Origin of the sequence: Microbacterium arborescens (assembly GCF_030369635.1) — a bacterium.
Classification (GTDB): domain Bacteria; phylum Actinomycetota; class Actinomycetes; order Actinomycetales; family Microbacteriaceae; genus Microbacterium.
On sequence record NZ_CP128474.1, the window covers coordinates 2,145,444 to 2,157,780 of the forward strand.

Sequence of the window (12,337 nt, forward strand, 5' to 3'; positions counted from 1 at the left end):
TGCTCGCGGATGTGACGGTCTCGCGTAGGCCAGCCGGCGAAAACGGTGCCCCTGGAGGGATTCGAACCCCCGACCCGCTCCTTAGGACGGAGTGGCTCTTCCACTGAGCTACAGAGGCAAGGCACCCCAAGTCTAGACGGCCGCGGGCCGCGGCATCCCGTCCCTCCTCAACCCCAGCGCGCCCCAGCCCTATGCTGACCAACGTGACCCGAGACGCCCCAGCCACCGCGCCAGCGCGCCGGCCGCTGCGAACGGCGCTCGGGATAATCGCTGCGTTCGTCCTCTTCGTCGCCACGATGGCCGCTTGGATCGGCGGACTCATCGCGTTCAATGCGCTCGGCATCCCGATGACGGGCGTCGAGTGGCTCGGCTGGGTGATCGCGGGACTCATCGCGGCAGCGGTGTGGCCCCTCGCGGGACGGCGAGCGCACCGCGAGTTCTGGGCTCGCCAGCACCACGGCGCAACGCCGCCGAGAGCCCCCGCGACAACACCGGATCGCGTCCTGCGCATCCTTGTCATGATCATCGGCGCCGCGGGTCTCGTCGCGCTGTGCGGGCCGCGCAACATCACTCTCGCGCTGGCCGAGGCGTGGCAGATCATCGCTCCCGGCGGACGCTCATCGAGCGCGCTCCTGCAACTGATCGGTCTGTTGCTGTGCTTCGCGCTGATGGTTCCGCCGATGCTCATCACCCAGCGGAGCCTCCGCCGCACCCCGCGCGACCACCCGGATCGCCTCGGTCTCGAGCTCCGGCAGAACTGGTACGTGTCGGCGGCGACCGCGTGGGTCTGCTGCCTGCTCCTCGGGCTGATCGTGAGCTTCGTTCTCGTCAAAACCCTTTGACGCGGTAGTCGCCCGCCGACCTTCAGAATTCCCTGAGAGTCGGCGCTCACGTTTGCGTTCGACTCGGATTCTCGGAATCGTGGCCGGCTCCGCAGCAATCCACGGAAGGAGAGCTTCATGCTCACGCTCACCGAGAACGCCGCCACCGCGGTGAAGAACCTCACCGCCCAGATCCCCGCCGAGACCGGCGGTATCCGTATCAGCGACTCCGGCTCGCCCGAGACCGGCTTCGCCCTCTCCCTCGCCGAGGCCCCGCAGAGCGAGGATGCCGTCGTCGAAGCCGACGGTGCCCGCATCTTCGTCGACCCGGCCGCAGCCCTTGCGCTGGATGACCGCGTGCTCGACGCACAGGTCGACGGCGAGGGCGCGATCAGCTTCGCGCTCGGCGTCCGGGGCTGACACCCCGACAGACTTCGAGAGCCCCGGCATCCGTATCCTCAGTGCGGAAGTCGGGGCTCTCGTCTGTATAGAGGACCTGTGCGAGGCGGTCCAGGATGCGACGGGACTTTCCTCGATCGAGGGGCTCAAATTTGACCATGGCCGACCATCCGGCATATTAGAGAGGTCTCATCTGAAAGGCCCAAAGAAGTGACCGATCTCACAACTCCCCCGCCCGCGTCGTGGTACCCCGACCCGAGCGGGAAATTCGAGAGTCGTTATTGGGACGGTGCTGCCTGGACCGACCACGTCGTGATCGAAGGCGTGCAGACACGCGAGCAGCTCGGGGACACAGCCGAGAAGGCGGCCGAGGCGTCACCCCTGCCCGCGACGCGGCGAGCAGCGCGCGAGTCGGTAGCCGGCGAGCATGCACGTAACGAGACGGCTCCTGCGACTGAGCTGGTCGGCACACCACTCCCAAACGACTCCCCGCCCCTCGCGTCCCAGCCGACCGCGCCCCCGTTTTCGCATGAGCGGTTGGTAGCTCGGTCGACGCCTCCGCAGAAGGTACCCTTCTTCGGTGCCCGCAAGTTCGCGCAGGACCTCCAGGCCGAGAATGCACGCCTGGAGGAACTGATCTCTCGTTACGGCCTCCGCGAGCTCGCCGACCTGGATGCCGCAAAGGTGAGGATCCAGGCGGAGACCGCACGCGCAGAAGCCGACCTCGATCGCGCGCGCTCTGGTGCTTTTGCAGCCCACCAGGAGAAGGCGACGGTGGCTAGCCAGCTCATCGACCTTCGTAACCAGATCGAACTGCAGGAGTTCGGGCTGTTCGATTTCGAGCACCCCGCGGAAAGCTCAGTAGCGCTGGCGACAGACCTCGAGTCCGTGCGCAGCGAGATCAAGAGCCAGGTCAGAGCTGGTAGAGCCACTCAGGCGACGCAGAGCTTCACGTTCAACAACAGCGCCGCCAAGGGCCGAAAGTTCGTCGCTGACATGTCTAAGCTGCTTCTTCGCGCCTATAACGCCGAGGCCGAGAACTGTGTGAAGACGGTGCGAGCTGGGAATCTCGAGGCAGCGCGCAAGCGTCTCTCGACCGTCGTGGACCAGGTCGAGCGCCTCGGAAAGATGATCGACCTCCGGATCACTCCCAAATACCATCGCCTGCGACTGCGCGAGCTCGAACTCGCCAGCCGCCACCTCCAGGCCGTCCAGGCTGAGAAGGAACTCGAGCGCGCTCGCCGTGAGGAACTGCGGGAACAGAAGAAGGCAGAGCAGGAACTCACGCGAGAGAAGGAGCGACTGCAGAAGGAGCGCTCACACTACGCGAACGCCCTCGCGTCTCTGGAAGCGAAGGGTGACCTCGAAGGGGCACAACGCCTTCGAGAGAAGCTCAACGACGTCGAGAACGCCATCGAGAACGTCGACTACCGTGCCGCGAACATCCGCGCCGGTTACGTCTATGTGATCAGCAACATTGGAGCGTTCGGGCCCGACGTCGTGAAGATCGGACTCACCCGCCGACTCGACCCGATGGACCGGGTCAACGAACTCGGCGACGCGTCGGTGCCTTTCCGGTTCGATGTTCACGCACTGTTCTTCGCGGACGATGCCGTGGCGATCGAGACGATGCTGCATCAGCAGTTCGCTGCGCAGCGAATCAACAAGGTGAACCTGCGTCGCGAGTACTTCCGCGTGACTCCCGAAGACGTACTCAAGGCGCTGAACGAACATCACGTCGAAGTCCTCGAGTACACCCTCGATCCGGTCGCGGCTGAGTATCGGAGTTCGATCGCGGCTGCCTGACCACCATCGTTAGGGTCGAGGGGATGGAAGCCGAGATCATCCCCCGCATCGTCCTGTTCGTCACGATGGCCGGCTCGGGTGCTCTGCTGATCTGGATGGCGCGGGCCGCGGCATCCGGAAAGCTGAAGCGGAACTCGCTCGCCGGCATCCGCACACCCAGCACCATGTCCAGCGACGCAGCCTGGCTCGCCGCTCACGTGCGCTCGAAAGGCGCGACACTCGTCACGGGCTACGTGTCCGTCGCGATCGGCGTGGTCTCGCTCGTGCCGATGCCGCCGGCGGCGCTCGGGATCATGGTGCTCGTAGGCGCCGCGCTCATGGTCATCGTGATGATGTGGGGAACTCGCGTCGGCATCAAGGCCGCTCTGGCGGCGACAGCGGCGACGGAGGCAGCACGATGACTGCATCTCCCGTCGAGATCGACCTGCACGACGACGTCGTCTTGCGTTCGCTCCGCGCAGAGGATGCCGCCGCCCTCGCCGAGGCGTACCGCGTGAACAGCGACCACCTCGCGCCGTTCGAGCCGATCCGTTCCAACGACTTCCGCACTGAAGCAGGTCAGCGCACCGAAATCGCCGCGCTCATCGCGAGCCACGAAGCGGGCACCGCCCTCCCCCTCGTCCTCGCCCACGCATCGCGGATCATCGGGCGGATCACCCTCTCGGGCATCACCCGTGGGGCGTTCCAGAGCGGCAACCTCGGCTACTGGATCGACCAGCGCTACGCGGGTCGCGGCCTCATGACCGCCGCGGTGAACGAGATCTCGCGCCTCGCGACGGACGACCTGCAGCTGCACCGCATCCAGGCCGGCACGCTCGTCGACAACGTCTCGTCGCAGGCCGTGCTCAGAAAATGCGGCTTCGTCGAGTTCGGGCTCGCTCCCGAGTATCTGCTCATCGCCGGACGCTGGCAGGACCACCGGCTGTTCCAGCGGATCCTCGGGGCCTGAGAGCTGACACGACGCCTCAGCTGGCACTTCGCGCCCTGTCCCGGCGCCGGTAGCGGCAACAGGTGCCAGGTGAATCCCATCGCGGTCCCGCGCGCCCATCAAGGCAAGGCCCGACCCGGCCCGAACCGCCCATGTAGACCCAGGTACTGGTCGCCGGAGTAAGTCCGAACCGCAGTCCGATGTGGCATCTCGCGCCCCTTCGTAGCGTCGATGGGGACGAAAGGTGACACATGATTCGTGTTCAATCGCTCTCGAAACGGTACGGGCAGAAGGTCGCGGTCGACGGCATCGACTTCGCCGTCGAGCCGGGCCGGGTGACGGGATTCCTCGGCCCGAACGGCGCCGGCAAGTCGACCACCATGCGCATGATCGTGGGGCTCGACAAGCCGACATCCGGCACGGCCGAGGTCAACGGCCGCGCCTACCGCGACCTGCCCGCACCGCTACGCGAGGTCGGGGTGCTGCTCGACGCGCGCGCCGCGCACAAGCGCCGCACCGCCTACAAGCACCTCCTCGCGATCGCCGCGACCCATCAAATCCGCGCGCCGCGCGTGCGCGAGGTCATGGAGCGCACCGGTATCGACTCGGTAGCGAACAAGCGCGTCGGCGGCTTCTCGCTCGGCATGGGCCAGCGGCTGGGCATCGCCGCAGCGCTCCTCGGCGACCCGCAGACGATCATCCTCGACGAGCCCATCAACGGCCTCGACCCCGACGGCATCCTGTGGATCCGCCGCCTGCTGCGCGAACTCGCCGCCGAGGGCCGCACGGTGCTGCTCTCCTCGCACGTCATGAGCGAGATGGCCCAGACCGCCGACCACCTGATCGTCATCGGTCGCGGCGCGATCATCGCCGACGGGCCGATGCGGGACGTCATCGCAGGAGTCACGCAGCCGGTCGTCCGGGTACGCACGCATGACACCGAACGGCTCGTGGCGGCGGTCGCGCGCCCGGGAGTCACCGTCATGACGCGCGACGACGGCGCACTCGACATCACCGACCTGCCCGCCGAGGACGTCGCGCGCATCGCCGGTGCCGCGGGAGTCGTGCTCTACGAAGTGGCCTCGGTGTCGGGCTCGCTCGAAGACGCCTATCTCGCCCTCACCGCGCAGGCGACCGAATACCCGTCGGCTCCCAGCCACCACGAGAAGGACAAGTAATGGCCATCACCACCAAGCCGCACCGCGCCGACGCCCGCACCCAGCGCCCGCCGTTCACCGCGGTGGTGCACTCCGAGTGGATCAAGGTCGTGAGCCTGCCGTCATCCGTGCTCGCGCTCGTCGGCATCCTGGCCGTCGGAATCGGCGGCAGCCTCTTCCTTGGCCTGACCCTCGAATCATCCGGCGTGCCCTCGGTTCCATCCATCGAGCGCACGATCGCTGACGTCACCGTGCCGATGGTCGTGCTCGGGCAGATCATCGCCGGTATCTTCGGCGTCATGACGATCGGCGCCGAGTACTCCTCCGGCGCCATGCAGACGACGCTGGTGGCGGTGCCGCAGAGGGTGCGGATGCTGGCGGCCAAGACGCTCGTCACCTTCACCACCGTCACCGCAGCGTCGCTCGTCACTGTGTTCGGTGCGTGGGCGGTGACGAACCCGATCTACGAGGGCTTCGGCCTGGGCGCGCCCCTCACCGCACCGGGCGTGATGCTCGCCCTCGTAGGATCGGCCGTCTATCTCGGGCTCTGCGCGGTGTTCGGTCTCGGCGCGACGACGCTCGTCCGCTCGACGACCACAGGATCGATCATCGTGTTCGCCGCGACGCTGCTGCTTCCCGTGCTCAGCTCGCTGCTGCCGTTCGGGCTCCTCTCGCGTGTCATCCGTCTCGGCCTGCTCGGCAACGCCGGCGACGCCATGGGCCGAGTCGGGATCGAGGGCGGACCGTTCCTCGACCTGTGGGGCGGACACATGAGTGTCGGAGCGGGCTGGCTGATCGCGGCGGTCTGGGCTGCGGGGGCGCTCGTGATCGGCGCGGTGGCGCTGCGGACGAGGGACGCGTGAGCCCGTCCCAACGACGACGAGACGTGGCGGATGCCGTCATCCTCGTCTCGTATTCGATCATCGCGGCGTTCTTCGGGTACCTGTCCGTCGAATCGACGATCACCACTCCCTTGTGGCCGATCGTGCTGCTGGGCCTCGCCGGGGTGGCCGCGATCGTGATCTCGCGGCGGCGTGCGGCTATCAGCTTCGGCGCTGCCGTCGCGCTGATGCTGATGTCGTTCGCCGTCGGCACCGGAGCCGAGATGCTCCTCGTGGTCGTCGCGCTCTACCGCGCCGGTCTCGACGAGGCCCGCCGCGCCTGGTTCTGGTTCGGGTGGGCCACCGCGGGAGCGATAGTGGCGTCGCTCGCGCTCGCGTTTCGGGTCCGTTTCGGTGTGCCGCTGCTCGGTCTGGCCCAACGGGAGGATGCCGCAGCCTGGCCGACCGACTGGGCGAGCGTCGCCGTCGTGCTCGTCGCCGCGTTCCTCATCGCCACGCTGCTCGGCATCAACGCCGGGCACGGCAGGCGGCAGGCCGCAGCGCTCGCCGAGCGGGCCGAGCACCTGCGGCGCGAACGCGACCAAGAGGCGAGCATCGCGGCCGCGACCGAGCGCGAACGCATCGCCCGCGAGATGCACGACGTCATCGCGCACAGCGTCGCGGTCATGGTCGCGCTCGCCGACGGCGCGCAGGCCTCGGTCGACCAGCGGCCCGACGAGGCCCATCGCGCCATCGGCCGGGTGAGCGAAACCGGACGGCGGACGCTCGGCGAGGTACGGCGACTCCTGACCGCGGTGCGCGACGAGCGCGACGCATCGCCGGCGACGGATGTGCCGCGGGTGGAACGGATCCCGGCGCTCGTCGAGGAGTTCCGGTCGGCCGGCATCCCGGTGCGCCTGGAACAGACCGGAGCGGTAACGGAGGGCGCTGCCGTGAGCCTGACGATCTACCGGATCGTGCAGGAAGCGCTGACGAACGTCCTGCGGCATGGCCGCGACGTGCGCGACGTGCTCGTGCGGCTGGTGTTCGAGCGCTCCGAGGTGACGATCCTGGTGAAGGACGTGTCGGCGCCGGCTATGCCTTCGGCGACCCCGGGGCGCGGGCTCGTCGGCATCCGCGAACGTGCGGCCTTCTACGATGGCTCGGTGGAGGCGGGACCAGTCGCCGGCGGTGGCTGGCGGGTTCTCGTCCGCCTCTCGACGGAGGAACGATGACTCAGCCCGGCGCAGCCGACGCGCGTACCGCAGTGCTGCTCGTCGACGATCAGGAGCTCATCCGGTACGGCTTGCGGCTCGTGCTCGAGGCTCAGTCCGACCTGGTTGTGGTGGGTGAGGCATCAGATGGCGCCGAAGCGGTACACGCCGCGCAGCGGCTGCGGCCCGATGTCGTGCTGATGGACGTGCGGATGCCGGGACTCGACGGTATCGAGGCCACGCGACAGCTGACCGCGGCGCTGCCGGACACGCGAATCATCGTGCTGACGACGTACGACCTCGACGAGTTCGCGTTCGGCGCGCTGCGCGCGGGCGCGGCCGGATTCCTGTTGAAGAACACCCGCCCCGACGAACTCGTCGCCGCGGTGAGGGCCGTGACGGCGGGCGATGCCGTCGTGTCGCCCCGGATCACCGCGAAGCTCATCGACGCAGCGATGCCGCATCTCTCGCCGACAGGCCGACCGGCATCCCCCGAGGCTCTCTCAGCGCTGTCACCGCGCGAGCGCGACGTGTTCCGCCACGTCGGACAGGGCCTGACCAATGCGGAGATCGCCGCGGCGCTGCACCTGAGCGAATCGACGGTGAAGGCGCACTTCGGCCGCATCCTCGTGAAGCTCGATCTCGCGAACCGTGTACAGGCTGTGATCCTCGCCTACGAGCTCGGAGTGGTCAGCGTCGACCGCTGAGCCTGTCGGCGGCACACCACGACGGCCGCTCGCCGGATGCAGCGGAACTCGATGCGACCCGCGAGAGGCCGCGGCTTAGCCCGAGCCTCCACGTCACCTGCCACGTCACGCCCCTTCACGACGTGCATAGGGGCGACAGGTGACAGGCGAACGCAGACGAGCTCGCCTCGGTCGAGCATTCGCCCGGTAACCCGCGCATCCGCGAAGGGCGGGGTCGGTCAGGAGTGCGAGATCCACCCTCGAGTCTCGTTCGAGTCTCGTTCGAGGCTTCCGGCCCCGTCATACTGACCTCGTGAGAATCGCGATCGCCGGGAGCACCGGCACCGTCGGCCGGCACGTCCATCGCATCGCGACCGACCGGGGTCACGAGGTCGTCGCGCTCGCGCGCAGCGAGGGGCACGACCTCGAACACGGCCCGCTGCCCGCCGCGGTGCTGGAAGGCGTCGACACGATCGTCGACGTCAGCGGCATCCAGACTCTCTCGCGGCACCGATCGCGCCGGTTCTTCGAGAGGGTGTCGGCGAACGTGCAGCGGGCGGGAATCGAGGCCGGGGTGGGGCACCTCGTCGCCTTGTCGATCGTCGGCATCGACGGCGTGGATGCCGCTTACTACGGCGGCAAGCTCGCGCACGAGCGGGCCGTGCAACGTGGGGCGCTCCCTCACACGCTGCTGCGCGCGGCGCAGTTCCACGAGTTCGCCGAACAGACCCTCGTCCGCGGGAAGATCGGGCCGATCACGGTGGTGCCCGCGGCCCGGGTCCGCCCCGTCGCCGCTCAGGAGGTCGCCGAGCACCTCGTCACCCTCGCAGAAGGCGCGCCGGCCGGCCGGGCACGCGACCTGACCGGACCGCGTGACGAGCTGCTGATCGACATGGTCCGGGCGCTGCTCGATGCCCGCGGCATCCGCAGGGTCACGCTCGAGATGCGCCTGCCCGGATCATTCGGCCGCGCGATGTCATCGGGGCGCCTGCGCGGACACGCCAACGCCGAACGCGGCACCGTCACCTTCGCGGAGTGGCTCGCCGCGCAGAGCTGAGCCAGCGCGGGCCAGGCGGAGCCGCCGACCGCCCACCCAGATGAACAACAGATGTTGCGCAATGGTTCTTGTGCATCTAGCGTTGCGGGTATGCCTTCAGCAGACCGATCGACGTCACGCCTCGAGACCGCTGCCGCGATGCGCGTACTCGCGCATCCCACGCGACTGCGCCTGCTCGGCATCCTGCGCGAGAACGGACCGCAGACGGCCGCGCAGCTCGGCGACGTCGTCGACGAGGCGCCCGGCACGATCAGCTACCACCTGAGCAAACTCGCTTCGATCGACCTCATCGAGCCCGCCGAGCCGCGCAGCGCCGACCAGCGCGAGCGCTGGTGGCAGGCGGCGAGCGCCCTGACGACGTGGGAGCCGGCCGCGCACCTCGACGATCCGTCGCAGCTTGCCGCATCGTCGGCTCTGGAGAAGTCGATCGCGCAGATCTATGCCGCGCGCTACAGCGAGTACATCGACGCGATGCCGACGCTCCCCGCCGAATGGGTCGCCGCCGGTGCGACCGGCGACCGCACGCTGCGCCTCACGCTCGATGAGCTCACCGCGATGCGCGCCGAGCTCGAATCCCTGATGCACCGGTGGGAGGAAGCGAGCGCGCGGCACGACGATGACGACGACACCGCCGCACCGGTCGCCCTCGTCTATCAGGCCTACCGCCGGCCATGACGACGACCGACTCCCGGGCGCGCGCCGCTGACGAGGCTCCGCGGCGCGCGGCATCCCGAGCGCTGTACGCGCTGCTCTCGGCCCACGCGATCTCGCAGACCGGCAATGTCATCACGGCCTTTGCGATCCCGTTCTACGTCTTGGCCACGGGCGGCTCCGGGGTCGAGGTGGGTCTCGCCGCGTTCGCCGCGACCGCGCCCGTCATCTTCGGCGGGGTCTTCGGCGGCGTGGTGATCGACCGGGTCGGCGGCCGCCGCACCGCGATCATCGCCGACGTCGTGAGCGGAGCGACCGTGCTGGCGATCCCCGCGCTGGCCCTCACCGTGGGATTGCCGTTCTGGGCCCTGCTGCTGATCGTGTTCGCGAGCGGCATTCTCGATACACCCGGGCAGATCGCGCGCCGGGTCATGCTGCCCGAGCTCACTGAGGCCGCTCGCATCCGGCTCGAGCGGAGCGTGGGACTCCTCGACGGCTCGGAGCGCCTCTCGAAGCTCATCGGCGCATCCGTCGCCGGCGCCCTCGTCGCTCTCCTCGGGCCGATGGCAGCGCTCATCACGAACGCCGCCGCGTTCTTCGTCTCGGCCGCGGTCACCCGCCTGATGGTTCCCGCCACGACCGTCCGGATCGCCGCTGACGACAACGCCGACGGCGACGCGGATGCCGAAACGGATGCCGAAACCCCGCGTTCGTACTGGCGCGAGCTGCGCGACGGGTTCCGGTTCGTGGTCCGCGATCCGCTCATGCGACTCATCGTGGGCATGGTGCTGATCACGAACCTGCTCGACGCCGCGCGCAGCTCGACCCTCCTGCCGCTGTACGCGAACGCCGAGCTCGGCGGCGCCGGCGCGCTCGCGGTGATCGTCGCTGTCATGGGCGGGTGCGCGCTCGTCGGCAACATCGCTTTCGGCTTCGTCGCGCACCGGGTGCCTCGGCGGCTGACGTTCGCGATCTGCTTCCTCATCGCGGGCGGTCCGTCGAGCGCCGTCTTCGCGTTCGGTGCGCCCTTCGCGGTGCTGATCGCCGTCGTCGCCATATCCGGACTCGCGGCCGGAGCACTCAACCCGATCCTCGGTGCCGTGCAGCTCGAGCGCGTGCCCGCGCGCATGCGGGGGCGGGTCTTCGGCCTGCTCAACGCCGGCACGTGGGCGGGCGTTCCGCTGGGTGCACTCGTCGGCGGATTCATGGCCGACGGCGTGGGACTCTTCGTCGCGTTCGGGGTGATCGCCGTCGTGTACACCGTCGTGACGCTCACGCCGCTGACAGGCGGATCGTGGCGATTGATGGACCGCCGTCCCGCGCCCGGCGCCGCACCCTAAGCCTCCGCGCGGCTTCTCGCACGTCGTTCCCGGAGGGGTGCCCGCTCGTGTTGACTGCGGGGATGAGCAATTGGGCCGAGACCGTCATGTGGTGGCACGTGTACCCGCTGGGATTCACGGGAGCGCCGATCCGGCCCGACCAGCACGACGCTCTAGCGGATGCCGCCGGCGCGGACCAGCCCGTCGAGCACCGGCTCGGTCGCATCGAGGCCTGGCTCGATCACGCGGTCGAGCTGGGGCTCAACGGGTTGCTGCTCGGCCCGGTGTTCGCCTCGAGCACGCACGGTTACGACACGACCGACTACTTCCGCCTCGACGCGCGCCTCGGTGACGGGCACGACCTCGACCGCCTCATCGCGGCTGCTCACGACCGCGGCATCCGTGTGCTGTTCGACGGCGTCTTCAATCACGTGGGTCGTGAGCACCCCGCGTTCCACGAGCTCGAGGAGCGAGGCCCCGACGCCGCCACCGCCGACCTCTTCCGCGTGCGATGGGACGGATGGCAGCAGGGCGAGCCGGTCGACGCCGACGTCTTCGAGGGACATGATGCCCTGGTGTCGTTGAACCACGACTCCCCCGCCGTCGCCGACCTCGTCGTCGAGGTGATGACCCACTGGCTGGACCGCGGCATCGACGGATGGCGACTGGATGCCGCCTACGCCGTGCCGCCCGCCTTCTGGGCTCAGGTGCTGCCACGGGTTCGGGCCGAGTACCCCGAGGCGTGGTTCCTCGGCGAGGTCATCCACGGCGACGCCGCCCGCATCGTCGAGGAGTCGACGATCGACTCGCTGACGCAGTACGAGCTGTGGCAGGGCATCTGGCACAGCATCGCCGACAGCAACCTGTTCGAGCTCAAGCACGCGATCGAGCGCAACAACGAGCTGCTGCCGGTGTTCGCACCGCAGACCTTCGTCGGCAACCACGACGTCACACGCATCGCCTCGGCAGTCGGCCTCGACCTGGTGCCGCATGCGCTGGCTGCGCTCTTCACCGTCGCGGGTGTGCCGTCGGTCTACGCAGGCGACGAATACGGCTACGAGGCGGTGAAGGAGGAACGCCTCGGCGGCGACGATGCGGTGCGCCCCGAGTTCGCAGAAACGCCGCCCGCGCCCGATTCGCTGCCCGAGAGTGCGCAGCACATCCTCCGCACGCATCAGCAGCTCATCGCCGTGCGGCGACAGCATCCCTGGCTGCATCGCGCGCACACCGACGTCATCCACATCGACAACACCGCGATGGTGCTGCGGACCGCGACCGGAACGGATGCCGTCATCACCGCCCTCAATATCGGCGACGCCCCCGTGACGGTGCCGGTCGCCGATGCGACGCGATTGCTCGCCGGAGCACTGTCCGGCGACATCGACCGGCGCGCCGGCGAGGCATCCCTCCCCTCGCGCGGCTGGGCGGTGCTGTCGGCTCTCCCCGCCTGACCCGCGTCGCGTCCAACCGACCCGACC

At 68.9% G+C, this 12,337-nt stretch carries 13 protein-coding genes and 1 tRNA gene; 13 read left to right on the forward strand and 1 reads right to left on the reverse strand.

What is annotated here, in order from left to right; translation table 11 throughout:
* Nucleotides 1-46: 46 nt before the first annotated feature.
* Nucleotides 47-118, reverse strand: a tRNA-Arg gene (locus QUC20_RS10170).
* Nucleotides 119-203: 85 nt separating this feature from the next.
* Between QUC20_RS10170 and QUC20_RS10175 the strand changes: the two genes are divergently transcribed.
* The 13 genes from QUC20_RS10175 to QUC20_RS10235 all read left to right on the forward strand — a co-directional run bounded on the left by QUC20_RS10175 (nt 204) and on the right by QUC20_RS10235 (nt 12,310).
* A complete protein-coding gene (locus tag QUC20_RS10175; RefSeq protein ID WP_289329794.1) occupies nt 204-842 on the forward strand; it encodes a hypothetical protein in 639 nt (212 codons plus the stop codon).
* 117 nt (nt 843-959) lie between these two features.
* The gene (locus tag QUC20_RS10180; RefSeq protein WP_071917931.1) at nt 960-1,241 is read left to right on the forward strand and encodes a HesB/IscA family protein; all 282 of its coding nucleotides are present in this window, start codon (nt 960-962) and stop codon (nt 1,239-1,241) included.
* A 189-nt stretch (nt 1,242-1,430) separates the two neighbouring features.
* Nucleotides 1,431-3,026, forward strand: a complete 1,596-nt coding sequence (locus tag QUC20_RS10185) for an SNIPE associated domain-containing protein (protein WP_289329795.1) — start codon at nt 1,431-1,433, stop codon at nt 3,024-3,026.
* A gap of 23 nt (nt 3,027-3,049) precedes the next feature.
* On the forward strand, nt 3,050-3,427 hold the full coding sequence (locus tag QUC20_RS10190; protein ID WP_183045423.1) for an SdpI family protein: 378 nt from the start codon (nt 3,050-3,052) through the stop codon (nt 3,425-3,427).
* Nucleotides 3,424-3,975 (forward strand): GNAT family N-acetyltransferase, encoded by a 552-nt coding sequence (locus QUC20_RS10195; RefSeq protein WP_289329796.1) that lies wholly within the window; start codon nt 3,424-3,426, stop codon nt 3,973-3,975. Before QUC20_RS10190 ends, QUC20_RS10195 begins: the two co-directional genes overlap by 4 nt.
* A 230-nt stretch (nt 3,976-4,205) precedes the next feature.
* Nucleotides 4,206-5,132, forward strand: a complete 927-nt coding sequence (locus QUC20_RS10200) for an ABC transporter ATP-binding protein (RefSeq protein ID WP_289329797.1) — start codon at nt 4,206-4,208, stop codon at nt 5,130-5,132.
* Nucleotides 5,132-5,974, forward strand: coding sequence for a hypothetical protein (locus tag QUC20_RS10205; RefSeq protein ID WP_289329798.1), 843 nt, complete (start codon nt 5,132-5,134; stop codon nt 5,972-5,974). Before QUC20_RS10200 ends, QUC20_RS10205 begins: the two co-directional genes overlap by 1 nt.
* Nucleotides 5,971-7,167: a sensor histidine kinase gene (locus tag QUC20_RS10210; RefSeq protein ID WP_289329799.1), complete on the forward strand. Its 1,197-nt coding sequence runs from the start codon at nt 5,971-5,973 to the stop codon at nt 7,165-7,167. The genes QUC20_RS10205 and QUC20_RS10210 overlap by 4 nt, the downstream gene beginning before the upstream one ends.
* The gene (locus tag QUC20_RS10215; RefSeq protein ID WP_289329800.1) at nt 7,164-7,853 is read left to right on the forward strand and encodes a response regulator; all 690 of its coding nucleotides are present in this window, start codon (nt 7,164-7,166) and stop codon (nt 7,851-7,853) included. The genes QUC20_RS10210 and QUC20_RS10215 overlap by 4 nt, the downstream gene beginning before the upstream one ends.
* Before the next feature lie 292 nt (nt 7,854-8,145).
* The gene (locus tag QUC20_RS10220) at nt 8,146-8,889 is read left to right on the forward strand and encodes an SDR family oxidoreductase (RefSeq protein ID WP_289329801.1); all 744 of its coding nucleotides are present in this window, start codon (nt 8,146-8,148) and stop codon (nt 8,887-8,889) included.
* A gap of 90 nt (nt 8,890-8,979) precedes the next feature.
* Nucleotides 8,980-9,564 carry a winged helix-turn-helix domain-containing protein gene (locus tag QUC20_RS10225; protein ID WP_183045422.1) on the forward strand — a complete coding sequence of 195 codons (585 nt, stop codon included), beginning with the start codon at nt 8,980-8,982 and terminating at the stop codon, nt 9,562-9,564.
* Nucleotides 9,561-10,880, forward strand: coding sequence for an MFS transporter (locus QUC20_RS10230; RefSeq protein WP_289329802.1), 1,320 nt, complete (start codon nt 9,561-9,563; stop codon nt 10,878-10,880). The genes QUC20_RS10225 and QUC20_RS10230 overlap by 4 nt, the downstream gene beginning before the upstream one ends.
* Nucleotides 10,881-10,942: 62 nt before the next feature.
* Nucleotides 10,943-12,310: an alpha-amylase family glycosyl hydrolase gene (locus tag QUC20_RS10235; protein WP_289329803.1), complete on the forward strand. Its 1,368-nt coding sequence runs from the start codon at nt 10,943-10,945 to the stop codon at nt 12,308-12,310.
* The last annotated feature ends 27 nt before the right edge of the window (nt 12,311-12,337 follow it).

Excerpts from the sequence above, each read along its gene's own strand:
- QUC20_RS10180 (WP_071917931.1), top strand. The coding sequence starts at position 960 with ATGCTCACGCTCACCGAGAACGCCGCCACCGCGGTGAAGAACCTCACC.
- QUC20_RS10190 (WP_183045423.1), top strand. The coding sequence starts at position 3,050 with ATGGAAGCCGAGATCATCCCCCGCATCGTCCTGTTCGTCACGATGGCC.
- QUC20_RS10195 (WP_289329796.1), top strand. The coding sequence starts at position 3,424 with ATGACTGCATCTCCCGTCGAGATCGACCTGCACGACGACGTCGTCTTG.
- QUC20_RS10200 (WP_289329797.1), top strand. The coding sequence starts at position 4,206 with ATGATTCGTGTTCAATCGCTCTCGAAACGGTACGGGCAGAAGGTCGCG.
- QUC20_RS10205 (WP_289329798.1), top strand. The coding sequence starts at position 5,132 with ATGGCCATCACCACCAAGCCGCACCGCGCCGACGCCCGCACCCAGCGC.
- QUC20_RS10215 (WP_289329800.1), top strand. The coding sequence starts at position 7,164 with ATGACTCAGCCCGGCGCAGCCGACGCGCGTACCGCAGTGCTGCTCGTC.
- QUC20_RS10225 (WP_183045422.1), top strand. The coding sequence starts at position 8,980 with ATGCCTTCAGCAGACCGATCGACGTCACGCCTCGAGACCGCTGCCGCG.
- QUC20_RS10230 (WP_289329802.1), top strand. The coding sequence starts at position 9,561 with ATGACGACGACCGACTCCCGGGCGCGCGCCGCTGACGAGGCTCCGCGG.
- QUC20_RS10235 (WP_289329803.1), top strand. The coding sequence starts at position 10,943 with ATGAGCAATTGGGCCGAGACCGTCATGTGGTGGCACGTGTACCCGCTG.